This window comes from Klebsiella sp. GW_Kp181 (assembly GCF_040062315.1).
Taxonomy (GTDB): domain Bacteria; phylum Pseudomonadota; class Gammaproteobacteria; order Enterobacterales; family Enterobacteriaceae; genus Klebsiella; species Klebsiella oxytoca.
The window spans coordinates 160,038-180,234 of the sequence record NZ_JBEAFR010000084.1; the positions used below are offsets into that span (position 1 = coordinate 160,038).

Consider the following 20,197-nt stretch of genomic DNA (forward strand, 5'->3'; position numbering starts at 1 on the left):
CCCTTCAGCTCAGGAGCCAGCCGTGAGCCATACGCGCGACATTCAGCAAACTTTCTGGCGTGACGAACAGCTTCCCTGGCTGGAGCTGCGCAGCACATGGCTTAGCCGCCAGGCCTATAAACGGCATCGTCATCCGCAGCTCTCCATTGGGGCGATTATCGAGGGGGAAACGCGCTGTATCTGCAGCGGGCAGGAGTATCTGCTGCGCCCTGGCGACCTGATTATTATCCCCGCGCAGGCACCCCACAGCTGTAATCCGCGCGACGGCCAGCCGCGCAGCTACCATATGCTCTATCTCGAGCTAAGCTGGTGCTGGCAACAGCTGACAGACGGTGTGCATCAGGCAAGGTTGATCACATCATCGCCCGTCATTCGCGATGCCGGGCTCTTTGCGCAGTATCTGCAGATCGTGGAGCAGATGAGGCAGCAGCAGACCATGCAGCTCCCTGCAAGCGTCGCTCGTCTGGTTCATACTCTACCGCTGCGCCCGCATGCGCCTCAGGCGCTAAGCGAGACCAGCGCCCGTCTTTTCACCCGCCTGGCAACCGATCTGCAGGCTCCGCCGACGCTGGATAGCCTCGCCGACGAGTTTGCTCTACGTAAAGAGACGCTGATCCGCACCTTCAAGCAGGAGACCGGCCTGACGCCCGCCAGTTTTATCAATATCGCGCGTATTGAATTCGCTAAAACGCGCCTGCGCGCAGGGGATAATATTGCCGATGTGGGCTACCAGGCCGGGTTTGCCGATCAGAGTCACTTTCATAAAACCTTTGTCAGCTATACCGCCGCCACGCCGCGCCAGTATGCGCAGTCCCGATCAATAACAGACAATAATTAGCGTTCACGCTGGCGTAGGGTGACCTCAGGTTACTACTGAGGTTGCTATGGACATACTCGCTACGCTCTTTCCTTCCGCCTTCCCCGCGCTGGCGCTTTCTCATTTTGTCGCCCTGCTAAGCCCCGGGCCGGATTTTTTTCTGCTGGTGGGCTACGCCATCCGCTATCGCCTGCGCGGCAGCGTCGGCCTGTGTATCGGCATTGCCGCCGGAAACGGTCTGTATATTATTCTGGCGGTAATCGGCTGGGGGATCCTGCGCCACGCGCCGCTACTGTTTACGGTGATTGAGCTGCTGGGCGCGGCGTATTTACTGTGGATTGGCAGCCTGCTGCTAAGAAGCCGTCCGACCACGCTGGCGCTGGATGGCGCCTCGGCTTCGCGCCCGTCGCTGGTGAAACAGCTTTTTCTCGGGCTGGGTTCTTCGCTGCTCAATCCGAAAAACGCCCTGTTCTACCTCGCGCTGATGACATCCCTGTTGGGACCGAACGTCACGCTGGTGCAGCAGGCCGTCAGCGGGGCATGGATGACCAGCGTGGTGTTGATATGGGATCTGTTGCTGGTTACGCTGATTGCGCTACCGTCGGTGCAGCGCCGCCTTTCCGCCGTCGTCTGGCGAGTCGAGCGCACGGCCGGCGCCATACTGATGGCTTTTGGCGGCTGGATTGTCTGGCAATTTTTGCACGAGTTCGCCGTCAGGCTATATGCTTAGACCTATGGAAAAACTCGCTGAACTGAAACGCGCCAAGCTGCTGGCGCTCTCGCTGCTGCTGATTGCAGTCGCCATTTTTATCACTACCCTCGTGCTGCCGCCGACGCCATGGGTCGGTGCGCTAAAGGCTATTTCCGAAGCGGCGATGGTGGGCGCGCTGGCGGACTGGTTCGCGGTGGTTGCGCTGTTTCGCCGCATTCCGCTGCCGTTCGTGTCGCGACATACGGCAATTATCCCGCGTAATAAAGACCGAATTGCCGACAATCTCGGCTATTTCGTGCAGGAAAAATTTCTCGATACGCCCTCCCTGGTCGCGCTGATCCGCCGCTACGAACCGGCGCTGATGCTCGGCAACTGGTTCAGCCAGCCAGAAAACGCGCGTCGGGTCGGTCAGCATCTGCTGCAGGTGATGAGCGGCTTTCTCGAGCTTACCGACGACGCGCGCATTCAGCGCCTGCTGCGTCGTGCGGTGCATAAAGCGATTGATAAGGTCGATTTAACCCAAACCAGCGCCATGATGCTGGAAGGATTGACGCGCGATAACCGCCATCAGAAGCTGCTGGATTCGCTAATTAGCCAGCTGATCGCCCTGCTCCAGCGCGACAGCTCGCGGGCGTTTATTGCCCGCGGTATCGTGCACTGGCTGGAGACCGAGCATCCGCTTAAAGCCAGGCTACTGCCTACCGAATGGCTGGGCGAGCACAGCGCTGAAATGGTTACCGATGCGGTTAACACGCTGCTCGACGAAGTCAGTCAGGATCGCGCTCATCAGATCCGCCAGGCCTTCGATCGCGCGGCGCTCAAGCTGATCGATAACCTGAAGTCCGATCCGCAGATGGCGGAAAAAGCGGACAGTATCAAAGCGTATCTGAAAAATGATGAGACGTTTAACCGCTATCTGGGCGAAGTGTGGGCCGACCTGCGCGGTTGGGTCAAAAACGACGTCAATAGCGAGGATTCACGTATTAAACAGCGCATTGCCGAAGCCGGGCAGTGGTTTGGCGAAACGCTGCTCCACGATGAGGCGCTGCGCGAATCGCTGAACGAACATCTCGAGCAGGCGGCGCACCGGGTGGCACCGGAGTTTGCCACCTTCCTGACGCGCCATATCAGCGATACGGTCAAAAGCTGGGATTCCCGCGATATGTCGCGGCAAATCGAACTGAATATCGGGAAGGATCTGCAGTTTATCCGTATTAACGGCACGCTGGTTGGCGGCACCATCGGTCTGCTGCTGTGGCTGTTTTCACAAATTCCGTCGCTGCTGCATTTACATATTTAATTCAACTTTCTGTTTTAAAAGTATTTCTTCCATAAATACATATTAACCACTAAAAAAACAGGGATTTTTAAGTTGACCCTAAATTTATTGCAGTGTGAAGTGCTGAAACAGCGGGCACCGGCTAAGCGCGTACCGCTGTTTTAACACGCAAGCTCAGGATAGATTCGCCCCTTTCCGATCGTCGTTGCGTAGAGACTCAACAAGGAGCCCACCGATGTTGCAATGGATGACCCGTTTTTTCGCCCGCCATTCCGCCACGCTGTTCTTCCCGGCGGCGCTGATCCTGTATGACTTTGCCGCCTATCTGACCACCGACCTTATTCAACCGGGGATTATCCACGTTGTGCGCGATTTTGACGCCGACGTGGCGCTGGCTCCCGCCTCGGTCAGTCTGTATATGGCCGGTGGCATGGCGCTACAGTGGCTGCTCGGGCCGCTCTCCGATCGTATCGGCCGCCGTCCGGTGCTGCTCACCGGCGCGCTGATCTTTACCCTGGCCTGCGTAGCGACCCTGTTCACCACCTCAATGGAGCAGTTCCTCGCGGCGCGCTTTGTTCAGGGCACCAGCATCTGCTTTATCGCCACGGTCGGCTACGTCACCGTGCAGGAGGCATTTGGCCAGACAAAAGCCATTAAGCTGATGGCGATTATTACCTCGATCGTGCTGATCGCGCCGATCATTGGTCCGCTTTCCGGCGCCGCGTTGATGCATTTCGTGCACTGGAAGGTGCTGTTCGGGATCATTGCGGCGATGGGGTTTATTGCCTGGCTGGGTCTGCTGCTGAACATGCCGGAAACCGTCCGGCGCGGCGACGTTCCCTTCAGCGCCAGCGGCGTACTGCGCGATTTTCGCGATGTCTTCCGCAACCGCATTTTCCTGTTCGGCGCCGCCACGCTCTCGCTCAGCTATATACCGCTGATGAGCTGGGTTGCGGTCTCGCCGGTTATCCTGATTGACGACGGCGGACTGACCACCGCCGAGTTTGCCTGGACCCAGGTACCGGTCTTCAGCGCAGTGATTATTGCCAACCTGTCGGTAGCGCGCTGGGTCAAAGACCCCACCCGCCCGCGCTTTATCTGGCGCGCGGTGCCCATCCAGATGACCGGGCTGGCGATCCTGATCCTCGGCAACCTGCTGTGGCCGCACGTCTGGCTGTGGTCGGTGATCGGCACCTGCTTTTACGCTTTCGGCATTGGCCTGATCTTCCCGACGCTGTTCCGCTTTACCCTGTTTTCCAACGATCTGCCAAAGGGCACCGTTTCCGCGTCGCTGAATATCGTGATCCTCAGCGTCAGCGCACTTTCTATCGAAGCGGCGCGCTGGCTGTGGTTTAGCGGCGGCAGGCTGCCGTTCCATCTGCTGGGGGTAACGGCAGGGATCGCGGCCGCGTGCTGTCTGGCGGGGCTGTTAAGCCGGATACGCCAGCGTCCCGAAGCCATGCTGGCACAGCAGGAGTAGCGAAAGGCGCTACTCCACGGTCCAGGCTTCGCTAAAGCTCTCGTCGGCGAACAGCTCCGTCAGGCCGCTGATCTGTTTCAGACGCAGCACCTCATCAGCATCCATACCGAGCTCTTCGCCGATGCGCCGATCGTCCCAGCCCTGACGATGTAAATCGCGGACGATATCGGACATCGCCGCGATCTGATGTTTACCCCTGGCGCGATTATGGCGAATAGTGGCGGCGATACGCTCTTTCTGCCCCTCGCGCTCGGCATTGATAAGCGTCACCGGGAGATAACCATGCAGACGCCGGCTCAGCTCCGGGCGGCTCTTCCCAATCAGGTGGCGATGAAAACCATCCACCACCAGGTGCCGTCGCTGCTGGCGAGCCACCACTACCGGTTGGGTAAAACCATCCAGTTCGATAGATCGTTCCAGAAGCTTTTTTTCCACCGTCGCCATCACGTTAGGATTGTAGTCATTCGCCTCAACCGTTTTGGCTTCAACCCACAGCACGCAGTCCACCGGCTCGCGGCAGAACGGGCTGTGCTGGTGGATCAGGCTCTTCAGCTCGTTAATCGCTTTGATTTTCAGGTCAACATCGTCAAACGACTCGAGATATTCAATCACTGTCTTAGCCACATCCGGTGACATCAGAGCGTCCTCCACTCTTTACGTTTGTTACTCATCAGTCGACAGTAGCGCTCATAGTGCTTAGGCTGCGTCGGGCTGAACGACAGCATCCGGCACCAGAAATCGTTTTTCAGCAGCGTCTTACAGATGCGGCGCCATGAAGGGATATCGCGATAGCCGAGATCTTTTTCCTGCTCATCGGGGATATCGTCGGGAAACCCGCGGGTCTGGTACCAGTGCAGATAAATAGCGATTTTATTACGGTAATGCTCGGCGGTTTTTTCCGGCATGCTGTCGAGCAGAAAGAGCGCGTACTCGCGCCAGCTAAAATGCGCCGGTTTGCGGATTTTGGTCTTCAGCGCAAAGTAGTCGCCGCTGGCGTTGGCATAAATCGCACCGCTGTGCGCGCCGCATACGCGTCGGCACATCCGCTCCCAGGTCTCCGGCTCAAGAATGTGATACAGCCACAGCCCACGCCGCTGCTCGGGGCCGAAGGGTTCGCAGACGCGCATATTTTTTAGCGGCACCCCGGCGCGATGCATCAGGTCATAAAGCGGGTTGTAGGGGAGTCGTGACTTATGATTAAAGATCCAGATGTCGCGGGTCCGCCAGTCATAAAGGGGATAGCAGGTATAGCTGAATCCCTCCGGCGAGGCGGTCGTCCACGGCTTATCGTCCTCAAAGCGCAGTTTGGTCTGCGAGGTAAGCGCCAGGTAGCGATGCAGCGACTCGTCGGTGCGGATGCCGATAAGCGAAGCAAGACTTCTCCCCGCGGCCAGCCAGTGGGAAAAGGCCGGAATAAACGCTTCAAAGGTCATTTCCGGCTGATAAAAAGGAAAAAAACCGGCATCGGTGATGGCATCCTCGGGCGGCTGCCTGACCCACTCAACCCCGGCCCGCCAGGCGACCCATTCCGGCTCATGCTGCGATACGCCGCTCACCGTCGTCATCGGCAGCGCCACCCAATAGAAGCGGCTCACCACATCCTGATAGCGCTCTTTCATATTTTGCACGTGCTGGATGGTTAATAAATACTGCGCCTCCCAGTCCACGAACAGCACCGCAAATTTTTTCCCTTTTTTACGCGCAACGGCTGCCGCCAGATGAAATAATACCGTTGAATCTTTACCGCCGGAAAAAGATAAACAGACCTGCTCGAAGGTATCAAATACCCAATCCAGGCGCATCAGAGCAGCGTCAAAAACATTCATATCCAGTTTTACGCGTTTCATCCTTCACCCCTGATAAATGAATCGCCGTCAGAATGTACTTATAGAAAAAATCCGTAAGCCAGATAACCTGAAAACAGGTCTATAGATTATTCATCCAGATACCGCATGCTGAAAAAAGGCGAGCGCAACTAAATGTTATTCACACCATGAAAAACATGTTATCTCATTTAAATTCATGAAGTTATGAGAATCGCTCTTATTGTCTTCATTTTAACGAGAATACTGTGATCTCAGTCACAATTAGCTCCTGAGCGATTTAATCAACCTCCTTCGTTGTGGCCAAAAACATCACGCCATATCACAACTGACTCCCCGCGATCGGATATAATCAGCAGCCCTGTTTAACCGTAACAATATTGATTAAGGAACGCTATGAGCGATATAGATCTCAGCCCGCCGCAACGCGATCTGCTACGCGAAAAGCTGTATAAATACTGCCAGGAGAATTTTGAACTGGAACTGGAGCAATTTGACGCGGAATTTTTTGTCGACTTTATCGCGAAAGAGCTGGGTCCAATGTTTTATAACGCCGGGATTGATGCGGCCATCGCCACCCACCTTGCATGGAGCGATCGAATTCAGGAAGAGATGGATCTGAAAAAAGTCTATTAGCGGAAGATCAATAAATACCCATACAAAATGTGGCTATAATGCGACCTCTTTCATCATCTCCCGTGTACGGGGAAGGAAAATCATGTCGCTTATCACCGATCTACCCGCCATTTTTGACCACTTCTCTTCAGCCCGCCAGCAGGGTTTCCTCACGGTCATGGAGCTTAAAGAGCAAAATATTCCGCTGGTTGGCACCTACTGCACCTTTATGCCGCAGGAGATCCCGTTGGCCGCGGGCGCGGTGGTGGTGTCGCTGTGTTCCACATCCGACGAGACGATTGAAGAGGCCGAAAAGGATCTGCCGCGCAACCTCTGTCCGCTGATAAAAAGCAGCTACGGTTTTGGCAAGACCGACAAATGCCCCTACTTCTACTTTTCCGACCTCGTGGTGGGCGAAACCACCTGCGATGGCAAAAAGAAAATGTATGAATACATGGCTGAATTCAAAGCCGTGCACGTGATGCAGCTGCCGAACAGCGCCAGCGATGATGCCTCGCGAGCGCTGTGGAAAGCGGAAATCCTGCGCCTGCAAAAGGCGGTGGAAGATCGCTTTGGTACGCCGATCACCGAAGCCGCCCTGCGCGACGCGATTATCCTCAAGAACCGCGAAAGGCGGGCGCTGGCGAACTTTTATCGCGTCGGCCAGCTCAATCCGCCCGCGCTCAGCGGTAGCGATATTTTAAAAGTGGTCTACGGTGCGACCTTTCGCTTCGATAAATCGGCGCTAATCGATGAACTCAACGGCATGGCCGATCGGGTGCGTCTGCAGTGGCAAGAGGGGAAACGGCTGGAGGCGCGGCCGCGTATTCTGATCACCGGCTGCCCAATCGGCGGGGCGGCGGAAAAAGTGGTGAAGGCCATTGAAGACAACGGCGGCTGGGTGGTCGGTTTTGAAAACTGCACCGGCGCGAAAGCCACCGAGCGCTGCGTGGAGGAGACTGGCGACGTTTACGACGCCCTGACCGATAAGTATCTCGCTATCGGCTGCTCCTGCATCTCGCCGAACGACCAGCGCCTGGATCTGCTCAGCCAGATGGTGGACGAGTATCAGGCAGACGGCGTGGTGGATGTTATTTTGCAGGCCTGCCATACCTATGCGGTGGAATCGCTGGCGATAAAACGCCACGTGCGCCAGCAGCACAACATCCCCTACATCGCCATTGAGACCGACTATTCGACGGCGGATATCGGTCAGCTCAGCACCCGCGTGGCGGCCTTCATTGAGATGCTTTAGGAGCGCGCGTGACAGTTACCGTAGGGATTGATTCCGGATCGACCGCCACCAAAGGCATCCTGCTCGACGACGGCGTGATTCAGCACCGTTTTCTCTGCCCGACGCCGTTTCGCCCCGCCGACGCCATCGTTGAGGCGTGGGAAACGCTCCGCGCTGGGCTAAGCGAGCCCCCCTTTTTAACCTTAACCGGCTACGGACGCCAGCTGGTGGATTTCGCCGATAAGCAGGTCACCGAGATCTCGTGCCACGGACTCGGCGCACGCCTGCTGGCCCCGCAGACTCGCACGGTCATCGATATCGGCGGCCAGGACAGTAAGGTTATCCAGCTGGACGAGGCGGGTAATCTGACTGATTTCCTGATGAATGATAAATGCGCGGCGGGCACCGGGCGCTTCCTGGAGGTGATTTCGCGTACGCTGGGGGCCAGCGTCGAGCAGCTCGACAGCATCACCGATGGTATTGAGCCCCATGCGATTACCAGCATGTGTACGGTATTTGCCGAATCGGAGGTCATTAGCCTGCGTTCGGCCGGGGTGCCGCCGGAGGCGATCCTCGCCGGGGTGATCAACGCCATGGCCCGACGCAGCGCCAATTTTATCGGCCGTCTGTCGGCGCAGGGCCCGCTGCTGTTTACCGGCGGCGTCAGCCACTGCGCGGCCTTCGCGCGGAGGCTGGAGGGGCACGTGGGTATGGAGGTACAGACGCATCCCGACGCGCAGTTTGCCGGGGCGATCGGCGCGGCGCTGATCGGTTTACGTCAGAGGAGCCGCCGGTGACGGAATATCTGTTTTTATTTCACTCAACGGTGGGAGTGGTGCGAATGCGCAAAGCCCTGCAGGCGGCGGGCATGACCTTCCGGGTGAAGGACATTCCGCGCCAGCTGCGCGGCGGCTGCGGGCTTTGCATCTATCTGAGCTGTGAGCCGGGCGAAGAGCAGAGGTGGATTCTCCCCGGCCAGACGGAAGCTCTGTTTCGCGTGGCCGTGGATGATTATCAGCTGCTGGCTCAGTTTCCGCAGCAGGCGTAACCAGGGCGTGAATCATCGCCCGGCGGCGTACAGCGAGCGCAATCACCGTTTGTATGCCGGGTACTGCCCGGCGTGAAACGAGCGCAAGGTCGGGATTTATCCTCTCATCCCAGCAGCTGGCGAATGCAGGATTTAAACACCCGCACGCCATCCGCCAGAGCGGCGCGATCGAAGTGCATCTCCGGATGATGCAGCCCCGGCAGCAGGTCGCAGCCCAGCCCCCAGAACCCGCCCTTCACCTGTGGACGCAGGCGCAGGTAGTGGAAAAAGTCCTCGCTGCCCGGCGTACTCTTCGCTGCCGTTAAGCCGGCTTCGCCAAACGTTTCCCGAATCGCCTGGCTGACGATAGCCGTGGCCTGTTCATCGATAATCGCGGCAGGCATCTCCTTGACGATCTGGATATCGACGGTGGCGCCGTAAGCGGCCGCGCTGCTCTCTATCGCCCGTACCACCCGCTCTTTCAGCATCGCCATACCGTCATTTTCCGCGCTGCGCAAATCCCAGCACACGTGCGCTTTCGCCGGCACCGAGTTGGTTACCCCCGCATCGCACAGGAAGCGAGTCGCTTTTGCGCTCCAGGTCAGCGAAGGCGCCAGATGAATGCCGTTTACCGCCTGCACCGCGTGCGACGCGGCATCCAGCGCGTTAACGCCCAGATGAGGCCGGGCGGCATGCGCGGCTTTGCCGTGAAAGTCGGCCATCACCGTCGCCGAGGCGGAGTAGTACATCGCCGGCGCCGCCTTGCCCTTCGGACACTCCTCCAGCGGCCTGAGGTGGAAGCCGAACAGCATCTCCACGTCGTCCAGCACACCCGCTTCCGTCAGCGCGATCGCCCCTGTACCCAGCTCTTCGGCAGGCTGAAAGAGTATTTTCAGCTTCCCGCGTTTTACCAGCCCCTCGGCGAGGATCTCTTCCGCGGCGGTCAACACCACCGAAGAGTGCCCGTCATGGCCACAGGTATGGCGAGCCTCCAGGCGGCCATCAATCATATGGCCCAGCGCATCCATATCCGCCCGCAGCGCCACGACCGGCCCCGGCTTACCGCTATCCAGCAGCGCAACAATGCCGGTGGTACCGCCGACGTTGCGCTGCACCTGAAACCCCGCGGCTTCTAATGCATCGCCGATGTATGCCGACGTTTTGTACTCCTCAAAGCCCAGTTCAGGAATTTGGTGCAGATAATTGAAATGCTCTAAAGTTCGCGACACGTTTGACTCCTTGCCTTCTATTATGCAATCACGCGCATGACCAGCATGGCGATGACGGCATTGATAATGCTCACCGCCATCAGCAGCGGCCAATATTTTTTCGGGACATCCGCCACGCCGAGCAGGCGCCCCATGTACTGAAGCTGCGACCCCATAAGGAAAATCGCCGGGATCAGAATCGTGATATCCGCCACGTTGAGGGTGCCTTTGCTCAACAGGCTCACCGCCACGCCGGTTCCCGCCGAGGCGGAAAGCCAGGAGGTCAGCAGCACGGTAATCGCTTCGCCCGGCAGGCCGAACAGGCCCATCAGCGGCGCGCAGACGTGGCCGATTATCTGCATCACGCCGAGCAAATTCAGCATCTCGGCGATCACGTAAGCCATTAATACATTCGGCATCAGATTGTTGATGGCGATATTAAATCCTTTACGCGCGCCGATAACGAAAATATCGAACGGGTTACTGGAGACTTTTGCCGAATTATTCATTTTCAAAATCGCCTTTATAAGCAGTATTCAGTACCAGACGGGTGATTGCCGCGCCGACGAATTTCAGCACAAACATTAATAGCAGCGGAATAATGATAGGAATGGTTAACGAAGCGAAAAGCGCTGAACCAATCGAGAAATAGTTATTTATCAGACCGGCGCCGGAATATTGCCATGCCCCCATAATGACCAGATCCTTACGGTTTATTTTCTTGCTGTCATACAGCTCTTTGGTTAGCGCAGCACCAGCATCGGTACTCTGTAAATCGGTAATCAGCGCCAGTCCGGTATAACCCGGGATCCCGAGCAGCGGGCGCAGCAGCGGCGTCAGCAGTTTGTGCGCGGCGCGAATCGCGCCGTAATGGGTAAATATCTCCAGCAGCCCCAGCGCCAGCATCACCGTGGGCACCAGCGATAGCGCAAACAGAAAACCGGCCTTGGCGCTGATGCCGCCGCTGCCGATAAAGGTGTTGGTTTCCGGCGTTTTCATGGTGCCGAACGCACCGCCGAGAGTGGTAAAGTCAAATGCCCCCAGCCAGGCCATCCCCTCCACTTTAAACAGCAGCCCGGAGAAAACTAATAATACGATGACCAGTGAAATCCAGGCCCCGGGCCCGACTTTCCACTCATTTGTCGTTTCGTCGGAGGAACATTCCAACGTTTTATTTTCACTCATACCCTGTCCTCACATAATGAAATGTTAGTGCGATTGTTTGCAATTTGAAATTATGTCAATTTATTGTTATTCAAATTTATTATTTCGGCTGATAAGCTTTTCCATATTCCCTCAGTCAGTACCATCACGATTTCTTATTCTTCGACTTCCTGAGCCTTGCAAACTTAATTGCAAGCCGGGAATAAGCGCTGAGATTTTTCCTCCCTGCCAGTTTTTGTCCGAATTACGATTATCTATAACTCGTCAGGATGATAAATACCTGTGAAAGGGTGTTATTGTTGACCTGAGGTCAACAAAGGAGTGAGAAACGATGTTGCATGAGAGGCCTATGAGCTATCTGTATGAAGTCGGGATTCAGGGAGGCATTCGCCGGGCCGCCGATATGCTGGGGATTAATCCGTCAGTCATCAGCCGCCAGATAGCGCAGCTGGAACGGGCGCTGGAGCTACCTCTGCTGGAGCGGCAGGGACGAAACGTGGTGCTCACCGAAGCAGGGCGTCTGCTGGCGGAGGACTACTACGAAAGCCGTCAGCGCCGGGAAAAGCTGGAAAGTCACCTGAAGGATTTACGCCATATGCGCGGCGGGACTATCTCGGTGAGGATTGGCGGCGGGCTGGTCACCACCTTTATTGAATCAGTGATGAGCACCTTTTCTCAGTCCTGGCCTAACGTGTTCGTGGATATTATTGTCGGCAGCATGCAGGAGATGCTCAACGATATCGCCAGCGGCGAAGCGGATATGGCGGTCGCCTTCGGCCCCATCGGCAACCCTGAGCTTAAACGCCACAGCTTTCAGTGGGGCCCCATCTGTGCGGTGGTCTCTCCTGAGCATCCCATCGCTGCCCTGCCCGCCGTCACTATCGATGAGCTCACGCACTATCGCCTGATCGCGCTCACCGACAGCTTTGGCCTGCAGCGCCATATGAACGCCATGTTTAAAACTGCAGGACGGCAGTTTCACCCGGCCTATCGCTGCAACCTCTTTTCGACCGCCATGAGCCTGAGCCAGGCGGGATTAGGCGTCTCTTTTATGACCGCATACGCCGCCCGGGAGGCGATCGCCCACGGTATTCTGCGGGCGGTTCCTATCGACCATCCTATTGCCAGCAGCGCCCAGTGCCATCTGCTACGCAACTCCGATCGCCGCTTTTCCCCGGCGGCGCATCATATGTGGCGGCTGTTGCATAACGCTTTTCGCGATGCGCAGCGGGCGCTGGCGGCCTGAGCTTATTCGGTCACCACGAACCGGGTTGGCGCAAAGCAGTTCAGCAGCCGATGCATAAGAAAGACCATGGTCAGCGTAACGATCAGCGCCACGGTCACGGAGGTAATGCGGTACAGATCGCTGAACACCAGGTCCTGGTCCGGATGCAGGTTCTGGCCGAACATGATGCCGATAGTGGTGATGCTGGCGAAGCCAACGCCTGCCCCCACCTTCTCCATCACGTGCAGCCGGGCGCTAAACGCCAGCCCCAGCCCAATCAACGGCATCATCAGCACCATATGGTTGCTGAAGTCGTAGATAATCAGCTGCACCACCAGGATATAAAGGCAGGCCAGCACCACCCCCACCACGCGCCAGATCGAGCTGATCACCGCGCCGCGATAGTGCATCGGGAACAGAATTAAGATGCCCGCCATCAGCGCCGACAGCGAGTCGCTCAGATCGCAGACCTGAAAAATCACAAAGATCATCGTCGCCACGCTGCCGGAAAGCAGCGATTCGTGGCGGATACGCGCGGCATCTTTTTCAATGCGCGGCGGCGGCTTGCGCGGTTCAACGTCCGGGATGAAGTAGTTCAGCAGCGCGCTGAGCGCCACCGCCATCACGCAGGCCTCCATATTGGAGAACATCAGCGTGTGCCAGTTGCTGGTGAGATAGCTCATAAAGTTGAGCATCGTGCTTTGACACACCACGCCCATCGACCCCAGCAGAAACAGCGGCCCCTGGCTCATAAAGCGAAAGCGCATCACGTACAGGCCAAACACCACCAGCGTCATGATGACTGGCCACTGCGACAAATAGCCGACGATTAACACCATTTCGACGCAGTTCACCGCCGCACTGAACACAAACTGCCGCGCCACGTGGCGGTTAAACACCGGCACCAGCGACAGCAGCATCAGCGGATAAACCACGAAGAAGACGCCGTACTGCACGTCATAGAAAGTGGAAATGCTCAGCGCGATAGTGCCGGCCACGGCGATACGCAGGGTCTGGCGAAAATCGTTCGCCGTATAGACGATGTTGCCGTGCGGGGTGAAGACCCGCGCCAGGGTATTAATAGACATAGTGCAGGAAGCTCACCAGATGGATCTGCGCGCCGGCGAAGGTACGGGCGAACGGGCCATCGCTGTTATAGAGCTGTACCGTGGCGCGGGCACCGGTGGGCAGCGGCTTATCCAGCGGCTCGTCCAGAGCGACGTGAATGCGCATGCGCTGCGCGTCGCGCACCCAGCGGGTGGATTGCTCCGGCTGCGATAGCTGGCCGTTAACTTCTTCTTGTCCAGCCAGAATACCGGCATCGCTGCTGGTGACGTGCGCCGGGAAGACTTTGCCCGGCAGCGCATCAAACACCACCGCGGCATCGGTATTCACGCCGGTGTGGCGCAGGCTCTTCTCGCGGAAATCGGCGACGATATCGGTCTGATTGCTCACCAGCGCCAGCAGCGGCGTGGCGGCGGTGGCGTACAGACCTGGGTTAAGCTGCAGGTTGCTCACCATCCCGTCAGTCTCCGCGCGGACCTTCGTCCAGCCGAGGTTAAGCTGCGCCTCTTCCAGCGCGTTGCGGTACTTCTGCAGCGTGACGTTGCGCCCATCGTCGCGCTCGCCGCGCTGGATCAGCAGATTGTGGATACTGGCGTTGAGCGCGCTGACCGACTGTTCGCTGGTCTGCCAGGTGGTGCGCACTTTATCCAGATCCGACTGGGAAACGTTCTGCATGGTGCTCAGGCGCTGATAGCGATCGAACGTGACCTTATCGTTGCGCGCGGTGTACTGGGCGGTACGCAGGTTGGCGCGGGCAGAGGCGATCTGCGCGTCCAGTTGCTGGTTACTGAGTTTCGCCTGTTCAAGCGCGATCTGCGCCGCTTCCACTTTATTGATAAACGGCGTTGGATCCAGTTCATAGAGCAGATCGCCCTTCTTCACCTGGCTGTTGTTATGCACATAGACATGGGAGACATAGCCGGAGACGCGCGACGAGACCGGCGTGACCACGCGCATCACGGTGGAATCCGGCGTGAGCGGGATCCAGATATCGGCAACGATAAACCAGGCGAATATGACCAGGAAGGCGGCAATACTCACCCTTACCCAGCGGGCAAATTTCTGTTCAGGGGTCATCATAGTGTTTTAGATCTTGTTATCTTCTTCGCGGATAGTCCGCAGATTGCAGGCGATTTGATTTAACGTGGCGCTAAAGGCGGCGAGTTGCGCTTCAGGGAGGGTTTCGGTGACGCGCTGTTGATAGGCCTCAATCACGCGGTTCAGCTTCTCCAGAATAGCGCGGCCTTCCGCCGTCAGCGTCAGCAGGCGTATGCGTTTGTCATAAGGCGATGTTGAACGCAGCAGATAGCCCTGCTTTTCCAGCTGCGTGAGGGTGCGCATCAGCGGCGGCAGTTCAATGCCCTGCACCTCCGCCAGCTCGCTGACCGAGACGTTATCGCCCAGTTGGTGCAGCTGCATCAGCACCGTCCAGCTTGACTGGGTCAGGCCGGTGTCGGTGATGGCAGAATCAATAATCGCGCGCCACTGGCGCACCACCATCGCCATGCGCATGCCCATCGGGCGGCGGGCAAACAGGTCGTCTTCGGTCATTTTACTTTCCTCACTTAGCTGTGAAGAAAATAATACTTATCACGATAAGTATCAAGAAACGAAGAGTGGATAAGCATGAATTGATAAATTATGTGAATGTATCATCCCCGGTCGCGCTCACGCTTACCGGGGCCACAGCTCTGCGCGGTCTGGTAGCCCGGACAAGGCGCGTCAAGCGCCGCCTCCGGGAAACCCACCGGCCGCACTCACGCTCCCGGGGCTACAGCTCTGCATGGTCTGGTCGCCCGGACAGGCGCGTCAAGCGCCGCCTCCGGGGAAATCCACCGTCCGCACTCACGCTCCCGGGGCTACAGCTCCGCGCGGTCCGGTAGCCCGGACAGGCGCGTCAAGCGCCGCCTCCGGGAAAATCCACCATCCGCGCTTACGCTTAGCGGGGTGATGAATAGGCACCGGATGATAGATCGCACTTTTTAATTGATCTGATCCCGGCGCAGCCCGACATCTTTTAGCTGTTCGTCGCTCATACGCTGCAATGTTCTGCGCGTTTGCTCACGAAGCCACCACTTTTTGAACGCACGCGCCAGAAATACGAAGCCGATAAACGGCTGTCTTGCCCGATTTTCGTGAAATTCCATCCTCTACCTCCTCACCTTGCCAGAGGCTTTATCTTCACGGATCCGCGGCCAAACAATACAGATTCACAAAATACTTTTCTTTAACATACAGATTCGCTAAAACGTACAGCAGACCTCACTTTTACCGCCAATCTGTACTGGTTTATTGATCTGTATGGCGACGATCAAGGATACAGCATGACCCGCTATCAACATCTGGCCAGCCTGCTGGCAGAACGCATCGAACAGGGGCTGTATCGCCCCGGCGAAAAGCTGCCGTCGGTGCGCAGCCTGAGCCAGGAGCACGGCGTCAGCATCAGCACCGTTCAGCAAGCCTACCAGATGCTGGAACAGCAGCAGCTGATCGTACCGCAGCCGCGTTCCGGCTATTTTGTAGCCCCGCGTAAAGCACAGCCGCCGGTGCCGCCGATGTCGCGGCCGGTCCAGCGCCCGGTAGAGATCACTCAGTGGGATCAGGTGCTGACCATGCTCGACGCCCGCCACGATAAATCGATTATCCCCTTCGGCGGCGGCTCGCCGGACGTCACCCAGCCAAGCCTGAAGCCTATCTGGCGCGAGCTGAGCCGGGCCATTCAGCACAACCTTAGCGAAGTGCTGAACTACGACGAGCTGGCCGGGCGTCGCGAGCTGCGCGAACAGATCGCCCGCCTGATGCTCGACGGCGGATCGGTGGTCACCGCCAACGATCTGGTACTTACCAGCGGCTGCCACAGCGCGCTGTCGCTGGCGCTGCTGTCGGTGTGTCAGCCTGGCGATATCGTCGCCGTCGAATCCCCTTGCTACTACGGCACCATGCAGATGCTGCGCGGATTAGGGCTAAAAACCATCGAGATCCCCACCGATCCGGAAACCGGGATCAGCATCGAGGCGTTAGAGCTGGCGCTCGATCAATGGCCGATCAAAGGGGTGATCCTGGTCCCCAACTGCAATAATCCGCTGGGATTTATCATGCCGGATGCCCGCAAGCGGGCGGCGCTGTGCCTCGCCCAGCGCCACGATATCGTTATCTTTGAGGATGATATCTACGGCGAACTGGCGACCGAATACCCGCGCCCACGCACGATCCATTCCTGGGATATCGACGGCCGGGTGATGCTCTGCAGTTCGTTTACCAAAACCATCGCTCCCGGCCTGCGCATCGGCTGGATTGCCCCCGGCCGTTATTACGATCGCCTGCTGCAGATGAAATATGCCGCCAGCGGCACCAACGTTCCCTCCACCCAACTGGCGGCCTGTAACTTTATTCGCGAAGGCCACTATCACCGCCACGTGCGAAGAATGCGGCAGATCTACCAGCGCAATATGGAGATCTACACCTGCTGGCTGCGGGAGTTTTTCCCCTGCGGGATCTGCGTTACCCGCCCGAAAGGCGGCTTTATGCTGTGGGTCGAGCTGCCGGAGCAGGTGGACATGGTCTGCGTCGCGAAGCAGCTGTGCCGGCTGAAAATCCAGGTCGCGCCGGGATCGCTGTTTTCCGCATCCGGGAAATACCGCAACTGCTTAAGGATCAACTGCGCTCTGCCGCCGATAGAGAAGCATAAAGAGGTGATGGTGCAGCTGGGCATGGCGGTGAAGGTGGCGATGGAGTGGGCACCGGAGTGAGGTTATAGGCTGGTCCCGGTGGCGCTGCGTATGACCGGGCTACAGGTTCACCGCCGCCTGCGGGTCTGTAGCCCGCTCGGGTGCGCCAGCACCGCCTCCGGTTTTCCCTCTTTGAGAGCCCAAATCCCTTGGTATTATCATCAATGCTCCCCCGGCATATTGCGCTAAATGACCAGCACGTAAATTTTCGCAGAGTAATCTGCTATATAAACGATTAATATCAGTAAATAATGAAAAAATGACAACCAGTAATAAAACATTGAACAGCCAAACAACTTAATATCCAGCATATAAAAACATTAGAATAAAATACTTAACCGCATGATTCATCAGCAAATATATATCATTTATTTTTGAAAAACCTGACCTGATTGCCTTCCTGTAATAATCCCGATAAATTCACTCCTTCCCCCTGCGGGAAACTCTAAATATAAAAAACGCAACAATATAACCGGGATGAATGTCATGAAAATAACCAAAGACCAGGTGGTCTACGCCATGTCGCGCGATAACGCACCTGTCGCTACCGTCAGCAGCGGAAGCGAAGTGCTGTTTGAAACCTGCGACTGCTTCTCCGACCAAATCACCTCCGCCGATGCCGTGTTCAACGAGCTGGACTGGCAGCGTATCAACCCGGCGACCGGGCCGGTGTACGTCGAGGGTGCCGAGCCGGGCGATGCGCTCAAGGTCACCATCAAGCGCATTACCCTGGCGAGCAATCAGGCGGTGATGGTCACCGCGCCGCAGCTCGGAGTGATTGGCGATGAGCTTGATGCCCCGAAGGTCACTATCGTCCCCATTGAAAACGACCATGCCATACTGCCCGGCAACGTGCGCGTCCCGCTCAACCCGATGGTCGGCGTGATCGGCGTCGCGCCTGCCGGGGAAGCCATCTCCTGCGGCACGCCGGATAGCCACGGCGGCAATATGGACTGCAAAATGATTACCGCCGGCAGCACCCTGTGGCTGCCGGTCAACGTTCCCGGCGCGCTGTTCGGGCTGGGGGATTTACACGCCGCGATGGGCGATGGTGAAGTCTCGGTCTGCGGTCTGGAAATCCCCGGCGAAGTGCTGGTCGAACTGACGGTGGTTAAAAACCGCCGCCTGCCGCTGCCGATGCTCGAAAACAGCGAGACCCTGTTTACCCTCGCTTCGGCACAGACGCTTGATGATGCCGCCGCCCTGGCCACCCGTAATATGGCGCATTTTATCGCCGACAATACCTCCCTGACGCTGGCTGAAGCGATCAGTATTCTGAGCATCGCCGGCGACCTGCAAATCTGTCAGGTGGTCGATCCGCTGAAAACCTGCCGCTATGCGTTACCCAAATCGGTGGCGAAGCAGCTCTCCCTGAGCGTCGAAGGGGAGCAGGCATGAGCGTTGAACAATTTGGCTATAAGCAGGAGCTGCATCGGGCGCTGACGTTCCGCGATCTGCTGGTCTACGGCATGATATTTATGGTGCCCATCGCGCCGTTTGGCGTCTTTGGCTACGTCTGGGACGGCGCGCAGGGCATGGTGGCGCTGGCCTATCTCATCGGCATGGTGGCGATGTTCTTTACCGCCATGAGCTACTGGTCGATGTCGCGCGCGTTCCCGGTCTCCGGATCGGTATACGTGTATGCCCAGCGCGGTATTCATCCGATTGTAGGCTTTTTTGCCGGCTGGCTGATCCTGCTGGACTATATTCTGGTGCCCTCGCTGCTATACATCGTCAGCGCGGCGGCGCTGGCGCCTATGCTGCCTGGCGTGCCGGGCTGGCTGTGGATTGTCGGCTTTATTGCGATTAACAGCCTGATTAACCTGCGCGGCATTACCTTTACCGCGCGCGCCAATAACACGATTCTGATCGCGGAGATCGTGGTGCTGTCGGTGTTCGTCGTTCTCGGGCTGATTGCGCTCTACTCCGGCGCCGGGGCGGGCCATCTGACCCTCGACCCGCTCTACAACGCCGATAAGTTTAGCCTGCCGCTGGTGATGGGCGCGGTCTCCATCGCCGTGCTCTCGTTCCTCGGCTTCGACGGGATCTCCACGCTGTCGGAGGAAACGAAAGGCGGCGTAGATACCGTGGGTAAGGCGTCGCTGGGCGCGCTGATGCTGGTCGGTTCGCTGTTTATCCTGCAGACGTGGATTGCCGCCGATCTGGCGCAGGGCATGACGTTTAGCAGCCTCGATACCGCCTTCTACGATACCGCGAATCTGGCGGGCGGCGGCTGGCTGAAGTATGTCACCATGTGGTCGACGGTGATCTCCTGGGGGATTGCCAACGCCCTGGTGGCGCAGGCCGCCGTGTCGCGCATTCTGTTTGCGATGGCGCGCGACAAGCAGCTGCCGCAGCTGCTGGCGAAAGTGCACCCGCGGCTGAAAACGCCTTACGTCAGCACCCTGTTTGTGGCGCTGATTTCGCTGGCTTCCGGCCTCTGGTTCTACGGCGATATCGATAACCTCAGCCGTCTGGTGAACTTCGGCGCGCTGATGGGCTTCCTGGTGTTGCATATTGCGGTCATCAACCACTATCTGATCCGCAATAAGTCACGCAATCTGGTGATGCACCTGCTGTTCCCGGTGATTGGCCTGTGCATTATCGGCTTTGTGATTTATGAGATGGACGTGCAGGCCAAGGTGCTTGGGCTGAGCTGGCTGGCGGTTGGCGTGGTCTATTACCTGCTGATGCGCCTGGTGCTCAAGCGCAATGTGGAACTGAAGCTGGAAGGCTAGCGCGATTTATCTCCCCGGCTCGCGCTGCGCTTAGCCGTATATGGACACCTCCCGTTATGCAAGCCATCTCTGCATTTTGTGT

Annotated in this window: 21 protein-coding genes; 12 read left to right on the forward strand and 9 right to left on the reverse strand. The window is 57.6% G+C overall.

All coding sequences use genetic code 11. The annotated features are described in order from the left end of the window. Nucleotides 1-22: 22 nt before the first annotated feature. The 4 genes from ABLV11_RS24970 (at nt 23) to mdtM (ending at nt 4,288) form a co-directional block, all read left to right on the forward strand. Complete coding sequence (locus tag ABLV11_RS24970) at nt 23-838, forward strand: AraC family transcriptional regulator (RefSeq protein WP_004108585.1); 816 nt, start codon at nt 23-25, stop codon at nt 836-838. 46 nt (nt 839-884) lie between these two features. Then, nucleotides 885-1,547 carry a LysE family translocator gene (locus tag ABLV11_RS24975; RefSeq protein WP_126488364.1) on the forward strand — a complete coding sequence of 221 codons (663 nt, stop codon included), beginning with the start codon at nt 885-887 and terminating at the stop codon, nt 1,545-1,547. Beyond that, on the forward strand, nt 1,540-2,829 hold the full coding sequence (locus tag ABLV11_RS24980) for a DUF445 domain-containing protein (protein ID WP_004108595.1): 1,290 nt from the start codon (nt 1,540-1,542) through the stop codon (nt 2,827-2,829). Before ABLV11_RS24975 ends, ABLV11_RS24980 begins: the two co-directional genes overlap by 8 nt. Before the next feature lie 214 nt (nt 2,830-3,043). Next, nucleotides 3,044-4,288, forward strand: coding sequence for a multidrug efflux MFS transporter MdtM (gene mdtM, locus ABLV11_RS24985; RefSeq protein ID WP_160886926.1), 1,245 nt, complete (start codon nt 3,044-3,046; stop codon nt 4,286-4,288). Between the two features lie 9 nt (nt 4,289-4,297). On the opposite strand, the gene ABLV11_RS24990 is transcribed toward mdtM, so the two are convergent. Next, nucleotides 4,298-4,924 carry a ParB/RepB/Spo0J family partition protein gene (locus ABLV11_RS24990; protein ID WP_004108598.1) on the reverse strand — a complete coding sequence of 209 codons (627 nt, stop codon included), beginning with the start codon at nt 4,922-4,924 and terminating at the stop codon, nt 4,298-4,300. Further along, the gene (locus ABLV11_RS24995) at nt 4,924-6,135 is read right to left on the reverse strand and encodes a DUF3440 domain-containing protein (protein WP_064345402.1); all 1,212 of its coding nucleotides are present in this window, start codon (nt 6,133-6,135) and stop codon (nt 4,924-4,926) included. Before ABLV11_RS24995 ends, ABLV11_RS24990 begins: the two co-directional genes overlap by 1 nt. A gap of 372 nt (nt 6,136-6,507) precedes the next feature. Here ABLV11_RS24995 and ABLV11_RS25000 point away from each other — a divergent pair, with 372 nt between their 5' ends. From ABLV11_RS25000 to ABLV11_RS25015, 4 genes are all read left to right on the forward strand, one after another. Beyond that, nucleotides 6,508-6,747, forward strand: a complete 240-nt coding sequence (locus ABLV11_RS25000) for a DUF2164 domain-containing protein (protein ID WP_004108602.1) — start codon at nt 6,508-6,510, stop codon at nt 6,745-6,747. Nucleotides 6,748-6,829: 82 nt separating this feature from the next. Continuing rightward, nucleotides 6,830-7,981 carry a double-cubane-cluster-containing anaerobic reductase gene (locus ABLV11_RS25005; RefSeq protein ID WP_064345401.1) on the forward strand — a complete coding sequence of 384 codons (1,152 nt, stop codon included), beginning with the start codon at nt 6,830-6,832 and terminating at the stop codon, nt 7,979-7,981. 8 nt (nt 7,982-7,989) lie between these two features. After that, the gene (yjiL, locus tag ABLV11_RS25010; RefSeq protein ID WP_126488362.1) at nt 7,990-8,757 is read left to right on the forward strand and encodes a putative 2-hydroxyacyl-CoA dehydratase activator YjiL; all 768 of its coding nucleotides are present in this window, start codon (nt 7,990-7,992) and stop codon (nt 8,755-8,757) included. Further along, nucleotides 8,754-9,008 carry a DUF3343 domain-containing protein gene (locus ABLV11_RS25015; protein WP_126488360.1) on the forward strand — a complete coding sequence of 85 codons (255 nt, stop codon included), beginning with the start codon at nt 8,754-8,756 and terminating at the stop codon, nt 9,006-9,008. Before yjiL ends, ABLV11_RS25015 begins: the two co-directional genes overlap by 4 nt. 104 nt (nt 9,009-9,112) lie before the next feature. On the opposite strand, the gene ABLV11_RS25020 is transcribed toward ABLV11_RS25015, so the two are convergent. From ABLV11_RS25020 to ABLV11_RS25030, 3 genes are read right to left on the reverse strand one after another with little or no spacing between them, the layout of a single operon-like run. Then, nucleotides 9,113-10,216 (reverse strand): M20 peptidase aminoacylase family protein, encoded by a 1,104-nt coding sequence (locus ABLV11_RS25020; RefSeq protein WP_004108610.1) that lies wholly within the window; start codon nt 10,214-10,216, stop codon nt 9,113-9,115. Between the two features lie 20 nt (nt 10,217-10,236). Further along, entirely contained in the window at nt 10,237-10,704 is a 468-nt protein-coding gene (locus ABLV11_RS25025; RefSeq protein ID WP_004108612.1) for a YjiG family protein, read from the reverse strand. Further along, nucleotides 10,697-11,380, reverse strand: coding sequence for a nucleoside recognition domain-containing protein (locus ABLV11_RS25030; RefSeq protein WP_004108614.1), 684 nt, complete (start codon nt 11,378-11,380; stop codon nt 10,697-10,699). The genes ABLV11_RS25025 and ABLV11_RS25030 overlap by 8 nt, the downstream gene beginning before the upstream one ends. 310 nt (nt 11,381-11,690) lie before the next feature. Here ABLV11_RS25030 and ABLV11_RS25035 point away from each other — a divergent pair, with 310 nt between their 5' ends. Next, nucleotides 11,691-12,605 carry a LysR substrate-binding domain-containing protein gene (locus ABLV11_RS25035; RefSeq protein WP_004108616.1) on the forward strand — a complete coding sequence of 305 codons (915 nt, stop codon included), beginning with the start codon at nt 11,691-11,693 and terminating at the stop codon, nt 12,603-12,605. 2 nt (nt 12,606-12,607) lie between these two features. Here ABLV11_RS25035 and ABLV11_RS25040 read toward each other — a convergent pair whose 3' ends face one another. From ABLV11_RS25040 to ABLV11_RS25055, 4 genes are all read right to left on the reverse strand, one after another. Beyond that, on the reverse strand, nt 12,608-13,672 hold the full coding sequence (locus tag ABLV11_RS25040) for a DUF2955 domain-containing protein (protein WP_348855956.1): 1,065 nt from the start codon (nt 13,670-13,672) through the stop codon (nt 12,608-12,610). Then, nucleotides 13,662-14,729, reverse strand: a complete 1,068-nt coding sequence (locus ABLV11_RS25045; protein WP_004108624.1) for an HlyD family secretion protein — start codon at nt 14,727-14,729, stop codon at nt 13,662-13,664. Before ABLV11_RS25045 ends, ABLV11_RS25040 begins: the two co-directional genes overlap by 11 nt. 6 nt (nt 14,730-14,735) lie before the next feature. Further along, nucleotides 14,736-15,200, reverse strand: coding sequence for a MarR family transcriptional regulator (locus ABLV11_RS25050; RefSeq protein WP_004110293.1), 465 nt, complete (start codon nt 15,198-15,200; stop codon nt 14,736-14,738). Between the two features lie 431 nt (nt 15,201-15,631). Further along, nucleotides 15,632-15,796, reverse strand: a complete 165-nt coding sequence (locus ABLV11_RS25055; RefSeq protein ID WP_004108628.1) for a DUF1127 domain-containing protein — start codon at nt 15,794-15,796, stop codon at nt 15,632-15,634. A gap of 177 nt (nt 15,797-15,973) precedes the next feature. Between ABLV11_RS25055 and ABLV11_RS25060 the strand changes: the two genes are divergently transcribed. The 3 genes from ABLV11_RS25060 to ABLV11_RS25070 all read left to right on the forward strand — a co-directional run bounded on the left by ABLV11_RS25060 (nt 15,974) and on the right by ABLV11_RS25070 (nt 20,115). Continuing rightward, entirely contained in the window at nt 15,974-17,398 is a 1,425-nt protein-coding gene (locus tag ABLV11_RS25060; RefSeq protein ID WP_126488358.1) for a PLP-dependent aminotransferase family protein, read from the forward strand. A gap of 465 nt (nt 17,399-17,863) precedes the next feature. Then, complete coding sequence (locus tag ABLV11_RS25065) at nt 17,864-18,775, forward strand: acetamidase/formamidase family protein (protein WP_126488356.1); 912 nt, start codon at nt 17,864-17,866, stop codon at nt 18,773-18,775. After that, nucleotides 18,772-20,115, forward strand: a complete 1,344-nt coding sequence (locus tag ABLV11_RS25070; protein WP_126488354.1) for an APC family permease — start codon at nt 18,772-18,774, stop codon at nt 20,113-20,115. Before ABLV11_RS25065 ends, ABLV11_RS25070 begins: the two co-directional genes overlap by 4 nt. The last annotated feature ends 82 nt before the right edge of the window (nt 20,116-20,197 follow it).

Coding starts and splice junctions, on each gene's coding strand:
- ABLV11_RS24975 (WP_126488364.1), top strand. CDS start 885: ATGGACATACTCGCTACGCTCTTTCCTTCCGCCTTCCCCGCGCTGGCG.
- ABLV11_RS24980 (WP_004108595.1), top strand. CDS start 1,540: ATGCTTAGACCTATGGAAAAACTCGCTGAACTGAAACGCGCCAAGCTG.
- mdtM (WP_160886926.1), top strand. CDS start 3,044: ATGTTGCAATGGATGACCCGTTTTTTCGCCCGCCATTCCGCCACGCTG.
- ABLV11_RS24990 (WP_004108598.1), bottom strand. CDS start 4,924: ATGTCACCGGATGTGGCTAAGACAGTGATTGAATATCTCGAGTCGTTT.
- ABLV11_RS24995 (WP_064345402.1), bottom strand. CDS start 6,135: ATGAAACGCGTAAAACTGGATATGAATGTTTTTGACGCTGCTCTGATG.
- ABLV11_RS25000 (WP_004108602.1), top strand. CDS start 6,508: ATGAGCGATATAGATCTCAGCCCGCCGCAACGCGATCTGCTACGCGAA.
- ABLV11_RS25005 (WP_064345401.1), top strand. CDS start 6,830: ATGTCGCTTATCACCGATCTACCCGCCATTTTTGACCACTTCTCTTCA.
- ABLV11_RS25025 (WP_004108612.1), bottom strand. CDS start 10,704: ATGAATAATTCGGCAAAAGTCTCCAGTAACCCGTTCGATATTTTCGTT.
- ABLV11_RS25030 (WP_004108614.1), bottom strand. CDS start 11,380: ATGAGTGAAAATAAAACGTTGGAATGTTCCTCCGACGAAACGACAAAT.
- ABLV11_RS25035 (WP_004108616.1), top strand. CDS start 11,691: ATGTTGCATGAGAGGCCTATGAGCTATCTGTATGAAGTCGGGATTCAG.
- ABLV11_RS25040 (WP_348855956.1), bottom strand. CDS start 13,672: ATGTCTATTAATACCCTGGCGCGGGTCTTCACCCCGCACGGCAACATC.
- ABLV11_RS25045 (WP_004108624.1), bottom strand. CDS start 14,729: ATGATGACCCCTGAACAGAAATTTGCCCGCTGGGTAAGGGTGAGTATT.
- ABLV11_RS25050 (WP_004110293.1), bottom strand. CDS start 15,200: ATGACCGAAGACGACCTGTTTGCCCGCCGCCCGATGGGCATGCGCATG.
- ABLV11_RS25055 (WP_004108628.1), bottom strand. CDS start 15,796: ATGGAATTTCACGAAAATCGGGCAAGACAGCCGTTTATCGGCTTCGTA.
- ABLV11_RS25060 (WP_126488358.1), top strand. CDS start 15,974: ATGACCCGCTATCAACATCTGGCCAGCCTGCTGGCAGAACGCATCGAA.
- ABLV11_RS25065 (WP_126488356.1), top strand. CDS start 17,864: ATGAAAATAACCAAAGACCAGGTGGTCTACGCCATGTCGCGCGATAAC.
- ABLV11_RS25070 (WP_126488354.1), top strand. CDS start 18,772: ATGAGCGTTGAACAATTTGGCTATAAGCAGGAGCTGCATCGGGCGCTG.